This window comes from Mycobacterium florentinum (genome assembly GCF_010730355.1).
GTDB classification, from domain to species: Bacteria; Actinomycetota; Actinomycetes; order Mycobacteriales; family Mycobacteriaceae; genus Mycobacterium; species Mycobacterium florentinum.
The window spans coordinates 4,715,153-4,740,034 of record NZ_AP022576.1 but is presented as its reverse complement, the minus strand read 5'-3'; the positions used below and the strand labels follow the sequence as shown (position 1 = coordinate 4,740,034).

General features: G+C 66.0%; 22 protein-coding genes and 1 pseudogene. 10 read left to right on the top strand and 13 right to left on the bottom strand.

All coding sequences use genetic code 11. The annotated features are described in order from the left end of the window. Positions 1 to 12: 12 nt before the first annotated feature. The gene (gene sucC, locus G6N55_RS22595) at positions 13 to 1,176 is read right to left on the bottom strand and encodes an ADP-forming succinate--CoA ligase subunit beta (RefSeq protein ID WP_085219828.1); all 1,164 of its coding nucleotides are present in this window, start codon (positions 1,174 to 1,176) and stop codon (positions 13 to 15) included. A gap of 296 nt (positions 1,177 to 1,472) precedes the next feature. On the opposite strand from sucC, the gene G6N55_RS22590 reads away from it, so the two are divergent. After that, a complete protein-coding gene (locus tag G6N55_RS22590; protein ID WP_139826652.1) occupies positions 1,473 to 2,522 on the top strand; it encodes a M23 family metallopeptidase in 1,050 nt (349 codons plus the stop codon). Between the two features lies 1 nt (position 2,523). Next, a complete protein-coding gene (locus tag G6N55_RS22585) occupies positions 2,524 to 3,087 on the top strand; it encodes a hypothetical protein (protein WP_372517595.1) in 564 nt (187 codons plus the stop codon). 121 nt (positions 3,088 to 3,208) lie between these two features. On the opposite strand, the gene pcrA is transcribed toward G6N55_RS22585, so the two are convergent. Continuing rightward, positions 3,209 to 5,545 carry a DNA helicase PcrA gene (gene pcrA / locus G6N55_RS22580; RefSeq protein ID WP_085219830.1) on the bottom strand — a complete coding sequence of 779 codons (2,337 nt, stop codon included), beginning with the start codon at positions 5,543 to 5,545 and terminating at the stop codon, positions 3,209 to 3,211. 298 nt (positions 5,546 to 5,843) lie between these two features. On the opposite strand from pcrA, the gene G6N55_RS22575 reads away from it, so the two are divergent. After that, the gene (locus tag G6N55_RS22575) at positions 5,844 to 6,167 is read left to right on the top strand and encodes a chorismate mutase (protein WP_264002041.1); all 324 of its coding nucleotides are present in this window, start codon (positions 5,844 to 5,846) and stop codon (positions 6,165 to 6,167) included. Between the two features lie 109 nt (positions 6,168 to 6,276). After that, the gene (gene pgi, locus G6N55_RS22570) at positions 6,277 to 7,941 is read left to right on the top strand and encodes a glucose-6-phosphate isomerase (protein ID WP_085219832.1); all 1,665 of its coding nucleotides are present in this window, start codon (positions 6,277 to 6,279) and stop codon (positions 7,939 to 7,941) included. On the opposite strand, the gene G6N55_RS22565 is transcribed toward pgi, so the two are convergent. Further along, a complete protein-coding gene (locus tag G6N55_RS22565; RefSeq protein ID WP_169718471.1) occupies positions 7,938 to 8,513 on the bottom strand; it encodes a TetR/AcrR family transcriptional regulator in 576 nt (191 codons plus the stop codon). The two genes, pgi and G6N55_RS22565, sit on opposite strands and share 4 nt — an antisense overlap. Before the next feature lie 92 nt (positions 8,514 to 8,605). On the opposite strand from G6N55_RS22565, the gene G6N55_RS22560 reads away from it, so the two are divergent. Beyond that, positions 8,606 to 9,925 carry an oxygenase MpaB family protein gene (locus tag G6N55_RS22560; protein WP_085219834.1) on the top strand — a complete coding sequence of 440 codons (1,320 nt, stop codon included), beginning with the start codon at positions 8,606 to 8,608 and terminating at the stop codon, positions 9,923 to 9,925. 73 nt (positions 9,926 to 9,998) lie between these two features. On the opposite strand, the gene G6N55_RS22555 is transcribed toward G6N55_RS22560, so the two are convergent. From G6N55_RS22555 to cobF, 4 genes and pseudogenes are all read right to left on the bottom strand, one after another. Next, on the bottom strand, positions 9,999 to 10,748 hold the full coding sequence (locus tag G6N55_RS22555) for an SDR family oxidoreductase (RefSeq protein WP_085219835.1): 750 nt from the start codon (positions 10,746 to 10,748) through the stop codon (positions 9,999 to 10,001). Between the two features lie 119 nt (positions 10,749 to 10,867). Then, entirely contained in the window at positions 10,868 to 11,338 is a 471-nt protein-coding gene (locus tag G6N55_RS29970) for a zinc finger domain-containing protein (RefSeq protein ID WP_232079094.1), read from the bottom strand. A 156-nt stretch (positions 11,339 to 11,494) separates the two neighbouring features. After that, a pseudogene (locus G6N55_RS29965) lies at positions 11,495 to 11,731 on the bottom strand (DNA-formamidopyrimidine glycosylase family protein); the annotation flags it as partial. Positions 11,732 to 11,752: 21 nt separating this feature from the next. Further along, positions 11,753 to 12,502 (bottom strand): precorrin-6A synthase (deacetylating), encoded by a 750-nt coding sequence (gene cobF, locus G6N55_RS22545; RefSeq protein ID WP_085219837.1) that lies wholly within the window; start codon positions 12,500 to 12,502, stop codon positions 11,753 to 11,755. A gap of 126 nt (positions 12,503 to 12,628) precedes the next feature. Here cobF and G6N55_RS22540 point away from each other — a divergent pair, with 126 nt between their 5' ends. The 4 genes from G6N55_RS22540 (at position 12,629) to G6N55_RS22525 (ending at position 16,750) form a co-directional block, all read left to right on the top strand. Then, positions 12,629 to 13,534, top strand: coding sequence for an AurF N-oxygenase family protein (locus G6N55_RS22540; protein ID WP_085219838.1), 906 nt, complete (start codon positions 12,629 to 12,631; stop codon positions 13,532 to 13,534). Continuing rightward, positions 13,531 to 14,754: a DUF4873 domain-containing protein gene (locus tag G6N55_RS22535; protein WP_085219839.1), complete on the top strand. Its 1,224-nt coding sequence runs from the start codon at positions 13,531 to 13,533 to the stop codon at positions 14,752 to 14,754. Before G6N55_RS22540 ends, G6N55_RS22535 begins: the two co-directional genes overlap by 4 nt. A 267-nt stretch (positions 14,755 to 15,021) precedes the next feature. After that, positions 15,022 to 15,786 carry an STAS domain-containing protein gene (locus tag G6N55_RS22530; protein ID WP_085219840.1) on the top strand — a complete coding sequence of 255 codons (765 nt, stop codon included), beginning with the start codon at positions 15,022 to 15,024 and terminating at the stop codon, positions 15,784 to 15,786. 97 nt (positions 15,787 to 15,883) lie between these two features. Beyond that, positions 15,884 to 16,750, top strand: coding sequence for an LLM class flavin-dependent oxidoreductase (locus G6N55_RS22525; protein WP_085219841.1), 867 nt, complete (start codon positions 15,884 to 15,886; stop codon positions 16,748 to 16,750). Between the two features lie 75 nt (positions 16,751 to 16,825). Here the strand turns inward: G6N55_RS22525 and G6N55_RS22520 are convergent, their stop codons facing one another. Further along, positions 16,826 to 17,635, bottom strand: a complete 810-nt coding sequence (locus G6N55_RS22520) for an enoyl-CoA hydratase/isomerase family protein (protein ID WP_085219842.1) — start codon at positions 17,633 to 17,635, stop codon at positions 16,826 to 16,828. A gap of 70 nt (positions 17,636 to 17,705) precedes the next feature. Between G6N55_RS22520 and G6N55_RS22515 the strand changes: the two genes are divergently transcribed. Beyond that, a complete protein-coding gene (locus tag G6N55_RS22515; protein ID WP_085219843.1) occupies positions 17,706 to 18,617 on the top strand; it encodes an SAM-dependent methyltransferase in 912 nt (303 codons plus the stop codon). A gap of 7 nt (positions 18,618 to 18,624) precedes the next feature. Here the strand turns inward: G6N55_RS22515 and G6N55_RS22510 are convergent, their stop codons facing one another. The 5 genes from G6N55_RS22510 to G6N55_RS22490 form a co-directional block, all read right to left on the bottom strand. Next, positions 18,625 to 20,556 (bottom strand): fumarylacetoacetate hydrolase family protein, encoded by a 1,932-nt coding sequence (locus G6N55_RS22510; RefSeq protein WP_085219844.1) that lies wholly within the window; start codon positions 20,554 to 20,556, stop codon positions 18,625 to 18,627. Further along, on the bottom strand, positions 20,553 to 22,832 hold the full coding sequence (locus tag G6N55_RS22505; RefSeq protein ID WP_085219845.1) for an ATP-dependent DNA ligase: 2,280 nt from the start codon (positions 22,830 to 22,832) through the stop codon (positions 20,553 to 20,555). Before G6N55_RS22505 ends, G6N55_RS22510 begins: the two co-directional genes overlap by 4 nt. A gap of 173 nt (positions 22,833 to 23,005) precedes the next feature. After that, positions 23,006 to 23,623, bottom strand: coding sequence for a CAP domain-containing protein (locus G6N55_RS22500; protein WP_139826644.1), 618 nt, complete (start codon positions 23,621 to 23,623; stop codon positions 23,006 to 23,008). Between the two features lie 65 nt (positions 23,624 to 23,688). Then, on the bottom strand, positions 23,689 to 24,339 hold the full coding sequence (locus G6N55_RS22495; protein WP_232078820.1) for a hypothetical protein: 651 nt from the start codon (positions 24,337 to 24,339) through the stop codon (positions 23,689 to 23,691). Continuing rightward, the gene (locus tag G6N55_RS22490) at positions 24,336 to 24,668 is read right to left on the bottom strand and encodes a mammalian cell entry protein (RefSeq protein ID WP_232078819.1); all 333 of its coding nucleotides are present in this window, start codon (positions 24,666 to 24,668) and stop codon (positions 24,336 to 24,338) included. The genes G6N55_RS22495 and G6N55_RS22490 overlap by 4 nt, the downstream gene beginning before the upstream one ends. Between the last annotated feature and the right edge of the window lie 214 nt (positions 24,669 to 24,882).

Genomic DNA, 24,882 nt, shown 5'->3' with positions numbered 1-24,882 from the left:
TTCTTGACTCCCTTACTTGTTCGCCAGCTCGGCGGCTTTGTCGGCACCGGCATCCATGGTCTCGGCCTGGATCACCAGTGGGTGGTTGGCGTCGGCCAGGATCTGTCGGCCCTCGTCGACGTTGTTGCCGTCGAGCCGGACCACGAGCGGCTTGTTGGCCTCGTCGCCGAGCATCTTCAGCGCGGTGACGATGCCGTTGGCGACGGCGTCACACGAGGTGATGCCGCCGAACACGTTCACGAACACGCTCTTGACCTGCTTGTCGTTCAGGATGACGTCGAGGCCCGCGGCCATCACCTCGGCCGAGGCGCCACCGCCGATGTCGAGGAAGTTGGCCGGCTTGACCCCGCCGTGCTTCTCGCCGGCGTAGGCGACGACGTCGAGGGTCGACATCACCAGACCCGCGCCGTTGCCGATGATGCCGACGGCGCCATCGAGCTTGACGTAGTTGAGGTCGTGCTCCTTGGCCTTGAGCTCCAGCGGGTCGGTCGCGTCGCGGTCCTCGAACTCGGCGTGGCCGGGCTGGCGGAAGTCGGCGTTGGCGTCCAGGGTGACCTTGCCGTCCAGCGCGAGAATCTGGTCGTCCGGAGTGCGCACCAGCGGGTTGACCTCAACCAGCGTGGCGTCCTCGGCGACGAACAGCTCCCACAGCTTGGAGATGGTGTTCGCGGCCGCGTCGAGAACCTCGGCCGGCAGGTGGCCCTGCTCGGCGATGGATCGGGCGGTCGCCAGGTCGACACCGGTCACGGCGTCCACCGGGACCTTGGCCAGCCGCTCGGGCTTGGTGGCGGCCACTTCTTCGATCTCCATGCCGCCCTCGACCGAGCACATCGCCAGGTAGGTGCGATTGGCGCGGTCGAGCAGGAACGAGATGTAGTACTCCTCGGCGATGTCGCTGGCCTCGGCGACCAGCAACTTCTTCACGACGTGGCCCTTGATGTCCAGGCCGAGGATGTTCTTCGCGTGCTCGAAGGCGTCGTCGGGTGTCGCGGCGAATTTCACGCCGCCCGCTTTCCCTCGGCCGCCGACCTTGACCTGCGCCTTGACCATCACCGGGGCGCCGACCTCGGTTGCGATTTCCTTCGCACCCTCGGCGGTGTCGGTTACACGACCGGGCGTAGTAGGTACGTTGTGCTTAACGAACAGTTCTTTCGCTTGATACTCGAAAAGGTCCATGAACTCACTGTCTTCGCTCGAGTTATTTGCAAGGCCTACAGCTCGGCGGTGCCGGAATCGGCAACTCGCACGGTGGAACTGTATCCACACTCCAAATGGCCGCTACCGCCGCATCCACCCATGTGGCACAGGTCACGACACGCCAGCAGACGCCAAACGTGATCCAGTTCACAATCCGGCCCCGAGGTTGCCAGTCGGATCCGTAAACGGATAACGTCCTAAAGTCCAGATAACGTTATGGTCACGATACGAGGACATTCAGCTTGTCCCAGCACCGTCTCGCGCGTACTCCTGCGTTGTCAGGAGCCGGCCGCCATCATCGCGACCAGTGGGCGCAACCTCACCACAACGAAGTCACCGAAATCCTGCCGTTGGACGGCTTCGACTTCGACGACCTGGACTTCGCGGACTCCGGTGAGCTCGACGATCTGGACCTCAGTAACGACTCCACGTTCGACTACGAAGCACAGGTACTGCTCGCGCCCGAGCTCGACGATCTGGATGAGATCGACGATCTGACCCCGCTGCAGCTGGCGGCCCCCACCCCCGTGGCCCCCAACGAAGCGCTGGCTCAGCTCGCCCTCAAGCTTGGCGTCGACCCCGGCTCGGACGACGTCGACATGGCCGGTGTGGCCCGCCGCGGCGGGCAGCACCGCAAGCAACCGACCAGCGCGGCCAAGGGTCGGGTGCTGATCGCGTCGATGGCCGCCGGCGCGGCCGCCGCGGCAGCGCACACCGCGACCAGCCAAGCCGAAACCACCCAGGCCGAAACCGTGCTGACCGCCAACGCGTCGGCACTGACCGGCGGGTCAAGCGGCAACGCCACCCGCGGCGCCCAGGTGATCGCGGTCCAGCCCGCGGCCAACGCCTTGCACAACCAAGAACTCGCCAAGGGCGTGGCCTTCGCCAACGACCGCGCCCAGCGCGAAGCGCGACTGCAGCAGCCGCTGTACGTGGTGCCCACCCACGGGATCTTCACGTCGAACTTCGGGTATCGCTGGGGCGTGCTGCATGCCGGCATCGACCTCGCCAACTCGATCGGAACGCCGATCGTGGCGGTGTCCGACGGCCTCGTGATCGACGCCGGCCCGACCGCCGGCTACGGAATGTGGGTCAAGCTGCTGCACGCCGACGGCACCGTCACGCTGTACGGCCACATCAACACCACGCTGGTCAGTGTCGGCCAGCGCGTGATGGCCGGTGACCAGATCGCCACGATGGGCAACCGGGGCAATTCCACCGGCCCGCATCTGCACTTCGAGGTGCTGCAAGGCGGCAGCGAACGAATCGACCCGGTCCCGTGGCTGGCCAAGCGAGGAATTTTCGTCGGCAATTACGCTGGTTGAGGTGACCGCGCCGAACGACCCCGAACCAACCGAGCCGCCCCCCGAATCTCGAACACGGATCATTCGGCGTGCCCCGAGCGGGCCGATGCCCACGATCCCGGAAACCCCGACGACGCACCTGCCCCGGCAGGCCCCACCCGGCCAGGGAGCCACTCGCGCGGCAGCGCGCAGCCTGCCGGACCGCCCGGTCGATGACCCCACTGCCCGGACGGTGATCGCGGCCGCCGCGGTCAGCATCGTCAGCGGCTGGGCCACGTCGGTGGTGGCCACCGATTTGATCGCCGGCTGGTGGCGAACCGATCGCCTGTTCTGCATCGCGATCGCTTTTCTCGCCCTGGCCTTCGCGACCACCACCATCGCGGGTGTGATCATGCTGCTGCAGCGTCGCGCCCTGGGCCGCTACCTGATCACGACGGGCGCGGTGGTCGCGGTGCTGACCTACGGCGGCGTTTTCATCGCCGGCGCCCGCGTCGCGTGGATCGTGCACGCCTTTCCGCTGCTGCCGATCGCCAGCGCGGTGCTGGCGATGCACCCGCGGACCAAACGCTGGCTGCAGGAGTCTTAGGGCCCTTTTTCGCCGAACGTGCTCCCGCTGATTTCGGTGTGCGCTAAGGGCGAAGACACGCCGGCCGGGTGCGCCCAGGAAGCACACTCAAAGCCGCGAACGCACACTCGACGTACGCGGCTTAGAGCTTGCTGACCGGAGCGTGGTTGTGCATCAGCTTGACCCGCCCGGAGCTGCCGAAGTCGATCAGCGACATCGCCGATTCGCCGACGCCGGAGACTTCCTCGACGCGGCCCAGCCCGTACTTGTCGTGAGTAACCCGATCGCCGGGCTCCAGCACCAGTAGCGGACGTTTGGTTGCCCCGGAGCGCGCCGGCGCGGCACGCGGCGTCCCGAACCGTCCGGCACCGCTGACCGGCGCGCTATATGACGGGGCCGGCGCAGTGCGCCGCCAGTCCATCAGCTCTTGCGGAATCTCTTGCAGGAAACGCGATTCCGGGTTGAGCATCGGCTGCCCCCAGGAGGACCGGACGATAGCCCGGCTCAGATACAGACGTTGCCGGGCGCGGGTGATGCCCACGTAGGCCAGCCGGCGTTCCTCGGAGAGTTCGCGCGGATCATCGAGCGCCCGCATGTGCGGGAACATCCCGTCCTCCCAGCCGGTGACGAACACCACCGGGAACTCCAGGCCCTTGGCCGTGTGCAACGTCATCAGCGTCACCACGCCGGCCGCGTGCTCGGGAATCTCGTCGGTATCGGCGACCAGGGATACCCGCTCCAAAAACGAAGCTAGCGCACCGGTTTCGGGCACGTCTTCGTCCTCGGGGGCCTCCGCGGATTCGTCGAGCGCGGCGGCGTTGGCCGCATCGATGCTGAATTCGTGTGCGACGCTGACGAGTTCGTTGAGGTTGTCCAACCGGGCCAGCTCCTGGGGGTCCGTCGAGGACTCCAGCTCCCGACGATATCCGGTGTGTTCGAGCACCGCCTCGACCAGCTCGCCGAGGTCGTCGTCGAGGTGGCCCCGCAACTCGTCGAGCAGCTCGACGAATCCCGAAATTGCCTTCTCCGCACGGGAATTGAGCATCGGAACTTTGCCTTCGGCGGCGGCGACCAACGCGTCGGCGAAGCTGGCGCCGGTGTTCTCGGCGTACACGGCCACACATGCCTCGGCGCGGTCTCCGATGCCCCGGCGCGGCGTGTTGAGGATGCGCCGCATGCTGACCGCGTCGCCGGGGTTGTCCAGCACCCGCAAATAGGCGACGATGTCGCGGATTTCCTTGCGCTCGTAGAATCGCACTCCCCCGACGACCTTGTAGGGGATGCCGGCGCGGATGAACACCTCTTCCAACGACCGCGACGAATTGTTGGTGCGATAGAAGACGGCTACATCGTTATAGGTAATTTCGTCCTGCTCGGCGAGCGCGTCAATTTCTTGGGCGACGAACCGGGCCTCGTCGTGCTCATTGTCGGCGACATAGCCGACGATCAACTCTCCGTCACCTGCGTCGGTCCACAGCCGCTTCTCCCGGCGTCCAGAGTTGCGCGCGATCACCGAATTGGCCGCCGAAAGAATGTTCTGCGTCGAACGGTAATTCTGCTCCAGCAGAATGGTGGCCGCATCGGGGTAGTCGCGTTCAAACTCCTCGATATTGCGAATGGTGGCGCCCCGGAACGCGTAGATCGACTGATCGGCATCGCCGACTACACATAACTCCGCGGGCGGTACGTCATCGTCGGACGAATTTCCGTCGTCGCGTCCTACCAATTCCCGCACCAGTACGTACTGAGCGTGGTTGGTGTCCTGGTATTCGTCGACCAGGACGTGGCGGAACCGGCGCCGGTAGTACTGGGCGATCTGCGGGAAGGTCTGCAGCACCGCGACCGTCTCGCCGATCAGGTCGTCGAAGTCCAGCGCGTTGGCCGCCCGCAGCCGCCGTTGGTATTCGCCATATACAGAGGCCACGGTGTGAGCCAAGTCATCGGATTCGTCCGTGAGGTTGGACACAGCCTGATCCGGATCGATCAGCTCGTTCTTCAGGTTCGAGATCGCGACGGACAGCAGCCGCGGCGAGTACCGCTTGATGTCCAGGCCCATGTCGCGCCCGATCATCTGCAGCAAGCGGCGCGAGTCGTCGGCGTCGTAGATAGAGAAGTTGGAATTGAGGCCTTTTATCAAGGAGGCCTGATTGCGCAGGATGCGCACGCAGGTCGAGTGGAAGGTGGACACCCACATCGCACGGGCGCGGTTGCCGACCAGCCTCACCACCCGTTCACGCATCTCAGCGGCGGCTTTGTTGGTGAAGGTGATGGCCAGTATCTGCCCGACCCCAACGCCGCGCGCGGCTATGAGATACGCCACGCGTCGCGTCAGCACCGCGGTCTTCCCGGAGCCCGCGCCGGCCACGATCAGGAGGGGCGAGCCCTCGTGTACCACCGCTTGACGCTGGTGCGGATTGAGGCCGTCGAGCAGCTGATCTACCTCGGCCGCGAGTTTGTCATCAGTTGCGTGCGCAGTCATGTCTGCCTAAATTTACCGCTACCCTCCGACGACAAACGCCCAGGCCACGGCACCCAAGCAAGGTCGAGTTGCTGAACTTGTCGTTTTGCTCCCGGGGGTCCGAGCGTGTGGCACACTCGTTACATGGGCAATACGCAGCTCCATCGCCGCCTCTCGATCCTCGAGTGGCGTCGCCGATTTTACTGTGGGTACCGGCCAGCGGTGCCCATGGTCTAGCTGTGATTGCTAGAGCCCTGTGGTCCGCCTCCCGGATTCAGGGCTCGAACTTTTTCCAGAGCGAGAAACGTTTTCCAGCCCAATAGCGAACAAGACCAAAAGAACAACATCAAAACAACACGGGGGTGTAGGGATGAGCGTCGAGATGATCGACATTGAACAGTTGGCGAACATTGAAGAGTTGCGCCTCGAGATCGACCGGCTCGATGCCGAGATACTGGCTGCCGTCCAGCGGCGTGCCGAAGTTTCTCGCGAGATCGGGCGGGCCCGGATGGCCTCCGGCGGTACTCGACTGGTTCATAGCCGCGAAATGAAAGTCATCCAGCGTTACAGCGAGCTCGGTCCGGAGGGTAAGGACCTCGCGATGCTGCTGCTGCGCTTGGGCAGGGGCCGGCTCGGCCACTGACAATCCTCAATACCGAGGATTCTTTACCGTCAATTTCTGTATTACTGCGGGGGATCGCGCTGCCCGCCAGCGGTGGCTGTCGCCCGTGAGTCGGCACTAGGGTCGAACCATGACCTCCGTGCTCACCATCCCCGACATCACCGCCACTCCGGCGTGGGACGCCCTGCGTAGGCATCACGAGCAAATCGGCGAAACCCACCTGCGCCAGTTCTTCGACGACGACCCCGATCGCGGTCGCGAGCTGACGGTCACGGTCGGCGACCTGTACATCGACTACAGCAAGCACCGCGTCACCCGCGAGACCTTGAGCTTGCTGATCGACCTGGCGCGGGCGGCCAATCTCGAAGAGCGCCGCGATCAAATGTTCTCCGGCGTGCACATCAACACCTCGGAGGATCGCGCGGTGCTGCACACCGCGCTGCGGCTGCCCCGGGATGCCGAGCTGGTGGTGGACGGCCAAAACATCGTCGAGGACGTCCACAGCGTGCTGGATGCGATGGGCGATTTCACCGATCGATTGCGCACCGGCGAATGGACCGGGGCCACCGGGGAACGGATCAAGACGGTCGTCAACATCGGCATCGGCGGTTCGGACCTGGGGCCGGTGATGGTCTACCAGGCGCTGCGCCACTACGCCGACGCCGGGATCTCGGCGCGCTTCGTGTCCAACGTCGACCCGGCCGACCTGGTCGCCACCCTGGCCGACTTGGAACCCGCCACAACGCTTTTCATCGTCGCCTCGAAGACGTTCTCGACGCTGGAAACGCTGACCAACGCCACCGCCGCGCGCCGCTGGCTCACCGACGCGCTCGGCGACGCCGCGGTGTCCAAACACTTCGTGGCGGTCTCGACCAACAAGCGCCTGGTCGACGAGTTCGGCATCAACACCGACAACATGTTCGGCTTCTGGGACTGGGTCGGCGGCCGCTACTCGGTCGACTCGGCGATCGGGCTGTCGGTGATGGCCGTGATCGGCCGCGAGGCCTTCGCCGACTTCCTGTCCGGATTCCACATTGTCGACGAGCACTTCAAGACCGCCCCGCTGGAGTCCAACGCGCCGGCGCTGCTCGGCCTGATCGGGTTGTGGTACTCCAACTTCTTCGACGCGCAGGCGCGCGCGGTGCTGCCCTATTCCAACGACCTGGCCCGCTTCGCGGCGTACCTGCAGCAGCTGACGATGGAATCCAACGGCAAGTCCACCCGCGCCGATGGCACGCCGGTCACCACCGACACCGGCGAAATCTTTTGGGGCGAACCGGGAACCAACGGCCAGCACGCCTTCTACCAACTGTTGCACCAGGGCACCCGCATCGTGCCCGCCGACTTCCTCGGCTTCAGCCAGCCCACCGACGACCTGCCCACCGCCGACGGCACCGGCAGCATGCACGACCTGTTGATGAGCAACTTCTTCGCGCAGACTCAGGTGCTGGCGTTCGGCAAGACGGCGGAGGAAATCGCCGCCGAGGGGACTCCCGCCGAGGTGGTGCCGCACAAGGTGATGCCGGGCAACCGGCCGTCGACTTCGATTCTGGCTGAACGGCTTACGCCGTCGGTGGTGGGACAGCTGATCGCGCTCTACGAGCATCAGGTGTTCACCGAGGGCGTGGTGTGGGGAATCGACTCGTTCGATCAGTGGGGCGTCGAGCTGGGCAAGACTCAGGCCAAGGCGCTGCTTTCGGTGCTCACCAGCGACACCTCGCCGGCGCCGCAGTCGGACAGCTCGACCGATGCCCTGGTCCGCCGCTACCGGACCGAACGAGGACGGGTCAGCTAGACGCTCGGGCTCATCACGTCGGACCCGAGCCGGCGCACAAAGGTGCGCAGCCGTTCCACGGTCGCGGTCTGCGGGTCCGACAGGTGTAGCCGCAGCAGTTCACGACCGGCGGCGTGCAGGATCCGGGCGGTGTATTCCGGGTCGTGCACGTGCGGGTTGGTACGCAGCAGTTCGCGGACGAAGAACTCGAGCACGACGGCCTCGGACTGAGCCAGCCGCGCGTACAACTCGGGCGGCGCGCCCTGCGGCGGGAACATGAACAAGCGCCAGGTGGCCGGGTGGGCGTCGACGGCGGCCAGCACTCCGTCGAACGCGAGCACCAGCGACTGGTCCTCGGGGACGGCATCCAATCCGGAGATCGCCTCGGCGAACTGGGCACCGGCCCGCGCCGTCTCGCGGTCGATCAGTTCGACGAACAGCCCGGCGAGGTCGCCGAACATCTGATAGATCAGCGACCGGTGGATGCCGGCCTCGGCAGCGATGCGATTCGGCGTCGCCGCATGAAAGCCTTCGGCGTCGACGATCGCGTGCGTGACGTCGAGGATCTGCTCACCGCGCCCCTCGGCGGTCATGCGCCGCTTCGGATTGACCACACCCACGCTTGACAGCATAACTAACGCCTTGTGAGTATTACTCACTAAGTGTTAGTTAGCCGGAGGTTGTGATGGTCACGTACTACCCCGAACTTGCGCAGCGAGTCCGTAGCCAACGCGATTTGCAGCCCGACCTCTACGGAAATTTCGACTTCGACATGCGGCCTGACCGCCTGGCCACCGAGCCCGACGTCGACACCGCCCTGCCCCCGTGGGTCGCCGACCGGGCACCGATCCTGGAAGACGATCGCGTCGTGGAGTTGATGAGCACGGCGACCCTGCTCGGCGACGTCGTCGCCGATCCCTATGCGGCACTGATGAATACGCACAGCGTCACGCACCTGATCGACATGCTCAAGACGGCGTGCCGGCACGGACTCGAGGCGGTGCCCGACGCCCCGCCCGAGCTGGTCTCGTTCATCGCCGCGATGGAGGCGGCCCCGGAGTGGATCGACTTCGACCTGGTGCGCGAAGGCGCGCGCCAAGAACGCATCCCCGCCGCGCTGCTGGCCCCGTTCATCACGCGCGGCGCCTTCGTCGCGACATTCACCAACACCTATGCCGCGCTGCCGATGGCCCTGACCGGAGCGCTGTCGGGCAAGCGGGCCGCCCGGCGGGTCAACGAGACGGCCAGCTTCTTCGCCGTCACCACCCTGCCCGGCGCGCTGGACCGTCACGGCCCCGGATTCGAGGCCGCCGCGATGGTCCGGCTGATGCATTCGATGGTGCGCTACAACGCGTTGAAGAAGTCCGACAAGTGGGACGTCGCGATCTACGGCATGCCGGTGCCGCAGGTCGACCAGATGCCGGCCGGGATGATCGGCCAGTACCTGTTGGCCCAGAAGGTCCGCCAGCAGGGGCGGACAAAGTTCACCGACGAAGAACGTGCCGCCATCGAGTTCGCCCGGTACCGCTGTTTTCTGCTCGGCCTGCCGGAAGAACTCCTGCCGTCCGAACCCGCCGACATCGTCCACATCATGCACGCGCGCTCGGCATTGCTGCGGCACGGATTCGACGGGATCTGCCAAGAGCTCGTCCGCGGCACGATGGCGGCCTATCTGCGCCCCGGCACCTCTTGGTTCGACCGTTGCGCCGAGGCGGTCGAAAAGAGTTTCAGCAAACTCACTTTCGTGCGCACCTTCTGCAATGGCGATCGCAACATCGCCGAGGCAATGGGCGTTTCACTCGACCCGACGGACCTGCTGCGGGTAGCGCTGACCACGCCGTTCATCATCGGACGTTTCACCGCGGTGAGCCACGCCAGTCGCATTCCCGTCCTTCGGGACATCACCGACGCGTATGTGATCGGGCTGCTCAAGCTCCGGCTAGCGACCTACGGCAAGCCCGAATTCACTTCCGACGCAGCACATTACGAGCCGGTCCCGCACTGACTTTGTTGCGCGAGCAGACGCAAAAGCACCCCGACACGCCGTGCGTGCGGGTGCTTTTGCGTCTGCTCGGCAGCTAGGCGAACGGCTTGGTCAGCGGCGGCGGCAGCACCCGCATCAGCTGCACCAGCGGCGCCCACGGCCACCGCGGCACCACCGCCCGGCCGGGCTCGCGTTCGATGGCGTCGACCAGCGCCCGGACGCCAGTTTCGTTGTCCACCATCAGCATTGTGCTCGCCGACTTGGCGGTCATCTCCGATTCGATGTATCCCGGCTCGATCGTCGAAACCTTGATCGGCCCCCTGGCGTATTCGGCGCGCAGCGACTCGCCCAGCGACTTCAGTCCCGCCTTGCTGGCACAGTAAGCGGCCTTGACACCCGGGACACCGGTGTTGCCGAGCACCGACGAGATCAGCACCAGGTGCCCCGAGCCGGACTTGGTGAATATCTCGAGCGCGGATTCGATCTGCACCAGCGCGGCCACCAGGTTGGTCTCGATGGTCGCCTTGTTGGCCCAGAGCTTGCCGGAACCCAGCTTGGCGCCCTTGCCGATGCCGGCGTTGACGATGACGCGGTCGAGGCCGTCGATTTCGTCGCGGAGTTCGGCGAAGACCTTCGGCACCTGCTCGTGATCGTTGACGTCGAGGGCGGCGACCGCGATCTTGATCGCGGGATACTGCTGCGAGAGTTCGGCTTTCAGCTCATCGAGCCGGTCGGTGCGACGGGCGCACAGCGCCAGGTCGCGACCCTTGGCGGCGAAGGTACGCGCCATGCCGGCGCCCAGGCCGGAGCTGGCGCCGGTGATGAGGATCTTCTGGCGAGTCACCCGGGCAGCATATCGACAGGCGTCAAGTCCCGGCAGATCGGCCGGGATATCCGCGAACGTCGAGTTGCTGGGCGTTTTTGGCTTGATTCACCACGACAAGTCGACGTTCGGCCGCAGGATTATTTGAGCAGCCGTGACATGCGCCGATCGGCCAGCACCTTGCCGCCGGTCTGGCACGTCGGGCAGTACTGAAAAGACTTGTCCGCGAACGAAACTTCGCGCACCGTGTCCCCGCACACCGGACAGGGCAGCCCGGTCCGCGCATGCACCCGCAGCCCGGAACGCTTCTCCCCTTTGAGCATCGCGGCGCCCTGGCCGACCGAACGGTTCACCGCGTCGGTCAGCACCGAGATCATCGCGTCGTGCAAGGTGGCGAGCTGTTCGCGGGTCAGCTTGCCGGCCGTGGCGAACGGGGAGATCTTGGCGACATGCAGGATTTCGTCGCTGTAGGCGTTGCCGATCCCGGCGATCACCTTCTGGTCGGTGATGACGGTCTTGATCCGGCCGGTGTTGCCGGCCAGCACCCCGCCCAGGTCGTCGGCGCTCAGATCCAGGGCGTCGGGCCCCAGCGCGGCGATCCCCGGCACCAGCTCCGGGTCGTCGACCAGCCACACCGCCAGCCGCTTCTGGGTACCGGCCTCGGTGAGGTCGAACCCCGGCGCGCTGCCCGGAACACCCAGGTGCACACGCAGCGCGATGGGCCCCTTGCCGGGCCGAAGCGGTGCCGCCGCCAGCTTGTCCGACCAGCGCAACCAGCCCGCCCGCGACAGGTGCGCGATCAGCAGCAGATTCCCGGCCTGCAGCCCCAGGTACTTACCCCACCGGTTGGCGCCGGTGACGGTCAGGCCGTGCAGCGCGCTGATCGGCGGATCGAAGGTCTTGAGGACCGACAGCGCCCCGACGTCGACGCGACCGATCGTCGACCCCACGGCATGGCGCCGCAGGTGGTCGACCAGCGCTTCGATCTCGGGCAGTTCGGGCATCTGTTCAGTTTGCCGATCGGCTCACGGCGCCCGCAATAAATAGGTATCCATGATCCAGCCGTGCCGGTCGCGGGCCTGCGCACGCAGCGCCGCGATGCGCGCCCCCACCTCGCCGACCGTGCCCGCCACCAACAGTTCGTCTTCGGTGCCCAGGTAGGCGCCCCACCAGATCCGGGTGTCGGCGGGGCAGGCGGTAAACGAGCAGTCGGCGTCGAGCATCACCACCGCCGAGCCGGACAACCCGTGCGTGCGCAGCTGGCGGCCGGTGGTGATCAGCACGGGTTCGCCGACGTCATTGAGCGGGATGCGGTGCCGGGCCGTCAGCGCCTGGACGGCGGTGATGCCGGGGATGACGTCGAACGTGAAGTCGACCTCGGCCACCTCCGTTTTGATCGCGTCGAGAATCCGCAGCGTGCTGTCGTACAGGGACGGATCGCCCCAGGCCAGGAAGGCCCCGACGCCGTCGGGGCCCAGCTCGGTGGCGATGGCCCGCGCCCAGATCCGGGTGCGCGCCGCGTGCCAGTCGGACACCGCTTCCCGGTAATCGCCGTCACTCGCGCGCTTCGGATCGGGCAGCTCCACGAAGCGATAGCCCGGTTCGCGGATGAACCGCGTGCAGATCTCCCGCCGCAGCGCCACGAGGTCGCTTTTGGCCTCGCCCTTGTCCATCGCGAAGAACACCTGGGTGCCGTTGAGGGCCTCGATCGCCTGCATGGTCACGTAGCCGGGGTCCCCGGCGCCGATGCCGATCACGTGGATGTGCCGACTCACCCGCTACCTCCTCATGCCGCCTTCCCCGTCAGATTGCCGAATCGCAACCTCGAACACCTAGTCGGGGCCCCAAGTACCCGGTACCATGGGTACCGTCTGATGCAACCCAATGGAGGGACGCCGGCGATGACAACTGCGGTGAGGCCGGGCGGGCCGAGTCGTGAAGAGTTTTCGGAGCGGTTGCTCAAGGGCTCTGTCAAGAAGTCCTACGAGCCGATCGTCGACATCGACTGGGATGCCCCGCTGGACCCGGACAAGTTCTATCTGCCGCCCCGGCTGGTCTCGCTGTACGGCACGCCGATGTGGGACGAGATGACCCGTGAGCAACAGATCGAGCTCTCCCGCCAGGAATTGGTCAACACGTTGTCGGCCGGCATCTGGTTCGAGAACATGCTCAACCAGTCGCTGCTGCGCACCATCCTGCACGAGGACCCGACGAGCCGGTCCACGCATTACAAGCTCACCGAGCTGGGCGACGAAACCCGGCACATGGTGATGTTCGGCAAAGCCATCGAGCGCCTCGGCGCCAAGCCGGTACAGCCGCGGCGGTTGCACCGGATGATCATCAATTCCCTGCCGCTCGTGTTCCAATACGGCTCGATGCTGTGGGTGGCCGCCCTGATCGGCGAGGAGATTTTCGATTCGCTGCAGCGGCAGATGATGGACGATCCGGAATTGCAACCAATCATTCAGCGGCTCATGCGAATTCACGTCACCGAAGAGGCACGCCATATTCAGTTCGCGCGCGACGGCGCCCGCAAGCGGGCGCAGACAATGCCGCGGTTCAACAGATGGTTCATGGCCAACATCAACGGACTCGGCGGGTACTTCTTCCGTTTCCTGTTCAGCAATCCGATCCCTTATGCGCGGACCGGACTGGACCCCAAACGGGCGCGGGCGATGGCGCGCAGCAGCCCGCATCGCCACGAGGTCCAAATGTCCGGATTCGCCCCACTCGCAGCCTTTTTGACCGAGATAGGCCTGCTGGGCCCGATCGCGCGGCGCGGCTGGAAGCGCACCAACTTTCTGTGAGCCCGACGCAGGTCGTCGTCATCGGCGCGGGAGCCAAGGGGGTCGCAACCGCACTACCTGCGACGGGCATCACCGACATCGTTGTTCTCGATCAATCGCCCGTCATCAGCGCGCGGTTCGACGACGACACCCATATCTGGGAGTTGCACAGCGCCGCGGGCGAGACGTTGCATGCCCGGGCGGTCGTCGAGGCCGGTCGACGGATGCTGGCCGGATGGACACCGGAGCTGGCCGGGCGCAACGACTTTCGCGGTGAGTCTTTTCACGCCGCGCAGTGGGACGCCGATTTCGATCCGGCCGGCAAGCACGTCGCGGTCATCGGCACCGACTCCGCCGCCGGCCACTACCTGCCACAGCTCGCCGCGGCGGCGGCCTCGGTCACCGTTTTCGCACACACACCGCGCCGGATCGTCGCCGAATTACCTTTGCCCCCAGCTCGTGTCAAGCGCTGGCTGCGCCGCCACACCCGAGCAGCGTTGGGCCGCACGGTTTCTCGGCCCACACTCGTGGCATCACCGATCGCCGCCATCACCGCGTCGGGCATTCGCACCAGCGACGGCGTCGACCACCGAGCCGACGCGATCATCTTCGGCACCGGCTACACGATTCCCGATCAGGCTCCCGAGCTGATCGGTACCGCCGGGTTGTCGGCCAAACACGCCTGGGTCAACGGCACCGAGCCCTTCTTGGGCATCGCGATTCACGGTTTCCCCAACTACTTCTCGATCACCGGGCCCGACGTCGTCGCGCAAACTCGCTATGTCGTCGAATGCCTCGGACTGATGAAGCGCAGCGGCAGCACCCGAATCGAGGTACTGCGCAGCAGCCAGCAGGTCTTCAACGAGCGCGCCCATTTCCAAGCCGCTCCGGCGTTTTTGGTGGCCCGGATCTCCCACGCGTTCGACCTGTCCTCCGCAGCTCCCTGCGACGACGAGATCTATGACGGCGACGCGACGCTGACCATCGGCGGCGCCTCCTACCCGGTGCGCGTGCGGCTGGCCGGGCGCCTCGATCCGATCGACGGCCTTTACCACTGGCAGGGAACGCTTTTTAGCGCCCCGGCCCAGCCCCTCCCGGACGACGCGCTCAAGCAGATGCGAACGGCGACGCTGGCCGTGGGCGAACACAGCGCGCCCGCCCGCATCGTCGAACAGACGCCGTGGGGCACCCACGCGATCGCCGGCGTGGGCGCTCCCCCCTATGCGATGAGCGAATCCTGAACCGCTCCGAATTCTCTGATCTGGTGGCATCGGTGCCACTGAACTAACGTGAGAAGTCTCTGCCGCCGGGGGGGCGGTTCCTTATTTGGTTTGCCGGATGGGAATTCGAGGAGCAGGAGATGGAACGCCTGATCGATACGTTGGGTTGCTTTCCGACCGCGCTAGGATTCGTGTGCCCTAACCGCAATTAGGACACGCGCCCCCAAACCGCTGCATCGCGGAGCGCGATAAGCAGGGATAATGTCCTAGACGGAAAGGAGTCCTAGCGTGAGTGCGGTAGCTGAGTCGCCGAGCTCGCTGGCCGTTGCGACGCGGACGGACGACTCGATCGCCGTCCTGACCGTCGGCGGTGTGCTTGACGCCAGCAACTCCGGGGCGCTGCGCGAGAGCATCTCCAAGGCAACCCTGGACGCGCCCACGGCCGTCATCGTCAACATCAGCGAGCTCAAGGTGCCCGCGGAGTCGGCATGGTCGGCCTTCATCAGTGCCCACCTGCAGCTCGGCACCCAGACGAAGGTCCCGATTGTGCTGGTCAGCTCGAATCGCGCGAGTCGCGAGGCGATCACCCGCAGCGAGGTCACCCGCTTTATGCCGGTCTACTCGACCGAAAAAGGGGCCATCAAGGCGCTCGGCAAGCTCACCCGCCAGACCCTGCAGCGCGCCGATGCCGAACTGCCGGCGACCCTGACCAGCCTGCGCGAATCACGCAGGCTGGTCCGCGAGTGGCTAACCGAGTGGAAGCAATCCGGACTCATCCCGGTTGCGCTGGTGGTCGTCAACGTGTTCGTGGAGAACGTGCTCGAGCACACCGGCAGCGTCCCGAAGATGCGGATCGAGACCGACGGCGAAACGGCGACCATCGCGGTGTCCGACGAGAGCACCTCGGCCGCCGTGCGGCTGCCGTCGCCAGACAAGGGCATCGACGTGTCCGGGCTGGCAATTGTCGACGCACTGTCCCGGGCATGGGGCAGCACACCGACCGCCTCGGGCAAGACGGTTTGGGCCGTTATCGGCCCCGAAAACCAGCTGTAGCCGAGTCCTGTCATCCCGTTGTGCGGGACCCGCTCGCAAGTCAAACTAGAACACGTTCTAGTGTCGTGTGACGGCCCCCACATGGAAGGCGGATGACGTGCGGTTCACCTACGCAGAGGCGATGACCGATCATCGGTACTACATCCCGCTGGCCCAAGCCGCGGAGGCGGCCGGGTATCACGCGATGACGATCGCCGACAGCATCGCCTACCCCTTCGAATCCGACTCGAAGTATCCGTACACGCCGGACGGCAATCGGGAATTCCTGGACGGCAAGGAGTTCATCGAAACCTTCGTGCTGACAGCGGCGTTGGGCGCGGTGACGACGAAGCTGCACTTCAACTTCTTCGTCCTCAAGCTGCCGATCCGACCGCCGGCGCTGGTGGCCAAGCAGATCGGATCGCTGGCCGCGCTGACCAACAACCGCATCGGCTTCGGTGTCGGCACCAGCCCGTGGCCGGAGGACTACGAGCTGCTGGGTGTGCCGTTCGCCCGGCGAGGCAAGCGGATGGACGAATGCATCGAGATCATCCAGGGACTCACCAGCGGCGACTACTTCGAATTCCACGGCGAGTTCTACGACATTCCCAAGACGAAGATGACGCCGGCCCCGACCAAGCCGATCCCGATTCTGATCGGCGGCCACGCCGACGCGGCGCTGAAGCGGGCCGCCCGACTGGACGGCTGGATGCACGGCGGCGGCGACCCGGCGGAACTCGACGGGCTCATCGACAAACTCAAAAAGTATCGCGAGGAAGCCGGCAAGACCGGCCCCTTCGAGATCCACGTCATCTCGGTCGACGCCTATACCCCGGACGGCATCAAGCGCCTGGAGGACAAGGGCGTCACCGATGTCATCGTCGGCTTCCGGATCCCCTACATCATGGGCAAGGACACCGAGGCGCTGGACACCAAGATCCGCAACCTCGAGATGTTCGCCGAGAACGTCATCGCGAAGATCTAGCGGCGGTCGCAAGCGCGGCGTCAGCCGGGCGCGGCGTCAGCCGGGCGCGGCGGGCCGACGCCATCAGCCGACGCCTCACAGCGGATCCCACCTGGGGGCCCGCTTCTCCATGTGCGCCTTGGCCGCCTCGACCGGGTTGTTGGTGAAGCCGCTGAGGATCTGAGTGCGGTTCTCGATCTCGATGGCATGCCGCAGACTGGGCGCATCGAGTGCGGCGTTGAGGCCAATCTTGGTCTGCCACACGCCGTAAGCGTTGTTCTCGGCGATCTCACGCGCCTTGCGTAAAGCGGCCGGCATCAGCTCGTCCGGCGCGACCACCTCGTGCACCAACTTGATCCGGTAGGCCTCGTCGGCATCGATGATGCGGCCGGTCAGCATGAGCTCGCGCGCTACGCCGGCGCCGACGATTTTCGGCAGCAGGTAGCTGGTGCCCATGTCCATCGACGAGAAGCCGGCCTTGATGAACACCGAACCGAACCGGGCCCGTTGGGATGCCACCCGGATATCGCTGACCAATGTGAATGCCAGGCCACCGCCGACCGCGACGCCGTTGACCGCCGCGATCACCGGGATGTCCAGTTCGTAGATCCGGGTGTAGAGGTTGGCCAGCCGGACCTGAGCGTCGTAGTTGACCTTGAACGGCGGGGTGTCCGGACCGGCCGGCTGCGTCCAGGCCTGGCCGGTGCCGCTCAGATCGGCCCCGGCACAGAATCCGCGCCCGGCGCCGGTGATGATCGCGACCCGGTACTGACCACTGCTGACCACGTCCAGGGCGGCATCCACACCGTCGATCAACGACCCGTCGATCGCGTTGAGACGCTCGGGGCGATTCAGGGTTATACAGGCGATGTTGTCCTCGAGAGATTCCAATTCCACTGCAGGCATATCGAAACCGTATGCGACGTCGTTATTTACCGACGAGGCATACCACCTATTCGACCCGCAAGGAGAATCCATGGCACGAGCCGAAGATGACACGTGGGACCTGGCCAACAGCGTGGGTGCCACCGCCACCCTGGTCGCCGCCGCACGCGCCGCCGCGACCAAACGTCCGCAGCCGGTCGTCAGCGATCCGTTCGCCGAGCCGCTGGTGCGCGCCGTCGGTATCGACCTGTTCAACCGCGTGGCAACCGGCGAATTCGAAGGTGACGATGGCGCATTGGGCATCCCCCGGATGACCGACATGTTTGGCGCCCGCGCCCGGTTTTTCGACGACTTCTTCGCCCAAGTCACCGATGCGGGTATCCGGCAGGTGGTCATCGTCGCCGCCGGACTGGACAGCCGCTCCTACCGGCTCTCCTGGCCGGCCGGGACGACGGTGTACGAAATCGACCAGCCTGAGGTGATCGAGTTCAAGACCACCACGCTGTCGAAGATCGGGGCGAAGCCCACCACCGAACACCGCACGGTCGGCATCGACCTTCGCTCGGATTGGCCGGCCGCGCTGCGAGCCGCGGGTTTCGACGACGCCCAGCCCACCGCGTGGCTCGCCGAGGGAGTACTCATCGGATTCCTGCCGCCGCAGGCCGAGGTTCGGCTGCTGAACAACGTTATTGCGCTGAGCGCCAAGGGCAGCCACCTGGCCGCCGACCATGGATCCGTCATCGGATCTTCGGACGACTCACAGGAACAGGCGCAGAAGATCACGGACGCCCTGGCGCGACACGGATTCGAACTGGATTACGCCGAGCTGATCTACCCCGGGGAGCACACCGATGTCGCCGCACATCTGCGGGACCGCGGATGGCACGTGATCCGGTACCGGCTGCACGACCTCTTGACCGCTGCGGGGCTGCCGGAGCTGCGGACGGCCGATCAGCAGGGTCCCGCAAACAACGTCGGCCTTGTAACCGCCGAGCTGAAGTAGCGCAGGCTCAGCCGCGTTTGGCCAACCACTCGGCCTGCATCACCAGCAGCGCCATCGTCTCCAATTGCGGTGTGTCCGGGTCGAGTTCGCGATAGCGCTGATAGACGTTGACCACCACCCGCTCGGCGTCCAGCCAAGTGGCGTATTCGCCGAGGTCGATGGAGTCCGCGGCCTCGGCCCACGACAATCCCTTGTCATGGGCGGCCTTGGCTTGCTCGGCAACGTGCACGAGATAGCCACGCACCGCACGGATCCCGTCCGTGTCGGTAATCGGGCCGTGCCCGGGCACCACCGTCGACGCGTCCAGCGCGATCATCGCATCGCAGGCGGCGACCCAGTTGGCGATCGGTCCCGCCCACACGATCGGGGTGCACCCGATGAACAGCAGGTCGCCGCCGAAGAGCACCCCCGCGTCGGGCACGTGCACCACCGAGTCCGCGGCGGTGTGCGCGGGGCCGAGGTTCAGCAGCTCGATCCGCCGGCCACCGACCTCGATGGTCAGGTCTCGGTCGAACGTCTGATCGGCGTTGCGTACCCGGATACCACTGAAGTCGAAGGGCCCGAACCGGTCTCGCGTATACGGTGTGGCGATCGGGCCGAGATTGGCGGTCTGCACCATGGCCAGCATTTCGGGTGCCATGCCGTGCTCGATCTCGTCGGCCGTCCCCTGGGCGGCGATGATGCGCACCGACGCGTCGAGCAGTTGGTTGCCGTGGGTGTGGTCGCCGTTGGAGTGGGTGATCAACGCGTCGGTGATCGGCGCGCCCTCGGTGAGCGGCCGCATCGCGGTGAGCATTTCGCGGGTCAGCGCCAGGTCGAACAGGGTGTCGACCAGCAGTGAGGCGCCGTCGCCGCTGATCAGCCCGGCGTTGCTCCAGCCATAGCCGCCGTCCGGCAACGTCCACGCCCACACCCGATCACCGACCTCGTGTAGCCCGCGGGTGTAGGGCACCCGCGCGGGCGCGAGGTTGACCCGGCGCGGTGCGGGTGCGGCTTCGGGGTTGGGCCGGGGAGCCAGCCGGTGGGGCGGGCCGCTCGCCCGCACGGTCTGGCGGGTCTCCCCCAATCCCTGCACCCGCAGCGTGACGACGTCACCGTCGCGCAGCCATCCGGGAAACGACGCGAGTGCCGTCGGGTTGAGGTGCTCGACGAGCGTGCAGGTGGGCACCGTGCCGGAGCCGATGACGTCGCCGGGCGTGAGCTGCACACCGCGCGAGACGTAGGAGATGACTTCGCCGAAGCTCCAATCCATTTGGGCCGTCGAGCCCGACCCGATCACGTGATCGTTGACCAGTGCGGTCACCTGCAGGTCGAGCTTGCCGTCATGGCGATAGGGCTCGAGCTCATCGGGCGTCACCAGGGCTGGCCCCAGGGTGACTCCGCTGTCTTTGCCCTTGCCCTGCCCGATCGCCAGTTGACCTTCCAGTTGCTGCAGGTCTCGTGCCGACCAGTCGTTGAAGATCGTGTAGCCGATGATGGCCCGTTCGGCCTCCTCGACGGTCAGGTCTTTACCGCGTGTCCCGATCACCGCGGCGATCTCCAATTCGAAATCCTGCCACGCGCTTCCGGGCGCCATGGGCGCATCGTCGTAAGGTCCCAGAACGGTTGCCGGACAGGCGAAGTAGAACGCCGGGATGCGATACCAGGTATCACTGAGTATCCGTCCGGCACCCAAGGCGGCCTGACAGTTGCGCATGTGGTCCAAGAAGCACAGGGAATCCCGGATCGACGGCGGCCGCGGGATCGGCGCCATCAGCGTCACGTCGCCCAGGGGCAGCGACGCCGATCGTCGCGCTTCCTCGCCGGCTTCGCGCAGGCCCTCGGCGCCGCGCCCGATCAGGTCGAGCAGCGTCACCCCGGGCGGCATCGGGTGGATCACGTCACCAGAGAGCACCCCGGTCCGTTCGCCGTCCACCCCACGAAAGGTCACCCATTTCATTCGCGCACCACCTCACTTGGCAACTTGTCCGGCCGTAGTCCACGCCAACTCGGTTGGCGCAAGCGACTATCCGGGGTCCACTCGCTGTAACGCACCTCGCCGACCAGAATCGGCTCGACGAACGTCACACCCTTGGCATCGCGGGTGGGTAGCGGCGCGTCGAAGGGCGATTCGTCGGTATGCAGCGGCGCCAGCGTCTTCTTCAAGTTGGCCAGGTCGCGTTCGGTGAAGCCGGTGCCCACTCGACCGGCGAAGTGCAGCCCGCCGCTACCGGGAATGCCGACCATCAGCGAGCCGATGCCACTGGTGCGGCCGCCCTCGCCGGCTTTCCAGCCGCCGATCACGACTTCCTGTGTGCGCCAATGCTTGTCCTTGATCCAGGACGCCGAGCGACGGCCCGGCTGATAGGTGGAGTCGCGCTTCTTGGCGACCACGCCCTCCCAGCCGTGCTCGCGGGAATGCTCGAGGGCCTGCGCGCCGTCGTCGCCGGGCACCAGCTCGGGAACGATCAGACGGCTCGCGCTGCCCAGGGTTTCCAGGAGTTTGCGGCGGTCGGAATACTTCGCCCGCAGCAGCGAGCGACCGTCCAGGTAGACCAGGTCGAACGCCCAGAACTCGATGCGGGTGGCGCGGTTGCGGTTCTGCATCTCGTTGAAGCTGGGCACCCCGGATTTGTCCAGCGCCACGATCTCCCCGTCGAGTACCACATGGTGGTCGGCGAGATCTTCAGCGAGCGACTGTAATTGCGGATACTCCTTGGTGACGTCACGGCCGCTTCGGGACCGCGCCCGCACACTGCCACGATCCGCCTCGACCAACAGCCGGTAGCCGTCCCACTTCCCTTCGAACGCCCACTGACTCGCCTTCAAGGCGGCCACCGAGCCATGGGTGGCCAGCATCGGGGTAACCTCGTCGAACTCGAAGACCTTCTGGTCTTTCATCCGGTGCGCCAGCCACTGGTCACCGTTGGTTTGGATCAGGGCGTAGCGACCGGAAATTCGGCTGCCGTGCAGATTCACGATCACCTCGTCATCGCGGAACTTCTCGGCGTCGTAGGTTCCGGAATCCCAGATGACCACCTTGCCCGCGCCGTATTCCCCTTTGGGAATGTCGCCCTCGAACGTGCCGTATTCGAGCGGATGGTCTTCGGTGTGCACCGCGAGATGGTTCACCGACGTCGTCTCGGGCAGGTTCTTCGGCACCGCCCACGAAACCAGTACACCGTCTCGTTCCAGCCGGAAGTCGTAGTGCAACCGGCGGGCATGGTGCTCCTGGATGACGAACGTATTGCCTTGCCCTGCAGTGGGTTTTGCCTCGGGAACGGGTTCGGGCGTCTTCGCCGCGTCGCGCATGCTGCGGTACTTGGTCAGCCGGTCGGCGACGGGCGCGCCAGCGTCCAGCGGCGCCAGCAGATCGCCGTCGCGGGCGACGCGGGCCAGCACCTCGTCGTAGCGCAGCTGGCCCAGCGCCGGGTCGTCGAGTTCCTCCCAGCTGCGGGGCGCCGCGACGGTCGGGTGGTCGCGGCCACGCAGCGAGTACGGCGCGATCGTGGTCTTCGACCCGCTGTTCTGGCTCCAGTCCAGGAACACCTTGCCGGCCCGCAGGCTCTTGGTCATCGTCGCGGTGACCAACGTGGGCATCGACGTTTCCAGCTGCTGTGCAATGCGTTTCGCCAAAACGGTGGCGCCATGACTACTCACCGGCTCGTCCAGAGGCGAGTACAGGTGCAGCCCCTTGCTGCCACTGGTGAGCGGGAAGGTGGTCAGCCCGATATCGGCGATCAGATCCCGTACCGCACGGGCCACCTCGGCCAGCTGCGCCATCGTGACTCCCCCGCCCGGATCGAGGTCGAACACCAATCGGGTGGCCGGCCCGGGCTTGAGTTCTTCGGCGTTGCTGCGTGTCCACTGCGCGACGAACCGCCACTGCGGCACGTGTACCTCCAGCGCCGCCTGCTGCGCGATCCAGGCCAGGCCGTCGGCGCTGTCGATGATCGGATACGTCGTCGTCCCGGACCGGTGGGAGATGCTGGCGCGGGGCAACCAATCCGGCGCCGAGGACGCCAGTTGCTTTTCGAAAAACGAGGCCTGTTCAACCCCGTTGGGCCAACGCTTGCGGGTGGCCGCGCGCCCGGCGATGTGCGGAACCATCACCTCCGCGATGCCGGTGTAATAGTCGAAGACGTCGTGCTTGGTGGTTCCGGTGGCCGGGTACAGCACCTTGTCGGCGTTGGTGAGCTTCACCTGCGCCTGCGCCCTGGAAGCGGCGGGACCCATGCTGCCAACGTACTTCGTCGGGCACCGGCCACCGCGCACCTGTGGCCCCATCCAGCTGCAAGACACGCCCGACGAGGTCCGAACCGGCGAATTCTTCCGCCGTCCGAGCCGGAGTCGCTCGTGCGCCTTCGGGGTCCAGCGCCGCGCCGCGGACGGCCGCAGCGCTGACGACCTCAGCTGGGCGGGTAGGGGGGAGGTGGGTACCGCCCGCGCAGTATCCACGCAAACCAGTCGAGGCCGTACTCGACTTCGTCGGTGGCCTCATAGTCCGGAGCGGGATCGAGCGGAACGTTGTCGGATCGGTCCCCGAGTGCCCGTGGCGTGTCGCCGCGGGACGCACGGGTGGGCGCCTGCGGCTGACCGTAGACAGCCACCACGACCGTGCGGTTGATGCTGTTTTCCGACCACACTCCTATCTGTGTGTAGGCGCAATTGGACATGATCGCGAGATCGGCGGGGTTGTGATACCAGCGATTGATCACCTCGCCCCCGGTGATCGACATCGCCGGATTGATCGCCACCGTCTCTGCCACCTGCCCGCGGTACCCGGCCGCGTTCGCACGGTCCTGCGGAGACGACCCGTCCGATCCGACACCACCGTCGAGAGCAGGGTTGTTGAGGACGTCGCGGGTATGCCATTCAGCGGCCAGTTGCAGTTGCGGGTTGATAGTGACGTCGTTGGTGCAGCCGGCTTGGTGCTGCACGGTGTAGACGTTCGCCACCACACCGTCGTTGAGTCGCTTGTTGTCGCCGTGTGCGGCCGGCGCGGCGAGCAGCGCGCCCGCAGCCATCGCAACCGCTGTGAAGCCCCGCACGGCACAGGATTTCACGAGCACGGGAGCTCCGGCAGTCCAGGTCATCTGGGTTCGAATCCCGAAACAAGCCACTTGCCACCAACTTTGGTCAACGTCACCTCAACGGCCGAAGCCGTGTTGGTTGGCGCGTCCTTACCCGCGACGATCACCTGGTCGACGAAGACCAGGACGACCGCCGAGGTTTCGGTTGCGGACACCGATGCCGCGGCGGCAACTGTCGCCGTGGCCGATATCTGCTTTTGTTTAGCGCCAGGAATGACAACTGTTTTCACGAAATTTTCGTACGATTGCCGGAACGGCCCGGTGAGCAGGTTTGCGGCCGCGGTGAGCTTGGACTCGGCGGTGTCCGCCGTGTAAGTAAGCATCGCGACGGTCGCGTCGCCCGCGATGCCCACCGACGCGGCGCGGGTGTCGTCGGTGGCTCGGGCCGTCGCCTCGTCGTATTTCAGCCACGCCGCCCCGGCGCCGGCCAGCATCGTCAGCGCGGGAAGCACCAGGAACACCAGCAGCCGGACCCACCGTCCTCCACGCCCAGCCGAGGCCGCTGGATCTGTGGTGCCGTCGCCGACGGGTGTGTCCGCAGCGGACGCGTCTTCTTCGGTAGCCGCATCGCCCGTTGGTTCGTCATCGGTTTCCGAGCTGGGCGAATCGATGTCGGCTTCTTCGGCGGCTGCGAGGTTCGGCGTGGTCACGATACGAACTCCACATTCGAGACCTTCACGTCCCCACCCACCCGCTGGACGGAGAGCCGCATTCGCCACGCATGTGGGTCACCGCTCGGCTGGCCGTCGGTCGTGGTCGTGACCGCAACGGCGACCAACACCCGCGCCTCGTCGAGGGTCGCGGTTTCGATGCCGGCCGAACCGATGGTTCCCACGGACTTGGACTTCGCCTGCTTGACGGCGTCGACGAACGGTTGTGCCCGATCGGCGAAGTCGTTGCGGAAGCGGCCCGTCGCCGCGTCGAGAATCCGCTGCACGTCGGGTTCGGCGTGCTGCCAGTCGATGGTGGTTAGATTCAAGGCCTCCTGTCGAGCGATCTGGAGAAAGCGCGCACGTTGCTGGGAAGCCTCGTGCACACTGTGGGACCTCGACCACATCCAACCGCCCAATGTGCTCAGCGCGGCAAAGGCCGCCAGGGCGAATACCACGGACACCGCGACGGGTGACCGCAACCGCCGCCGCGCAAGTCCAGGAGGACTCTTCCGCTGAGAGGCCGCCGTTTCAATTCGCCCC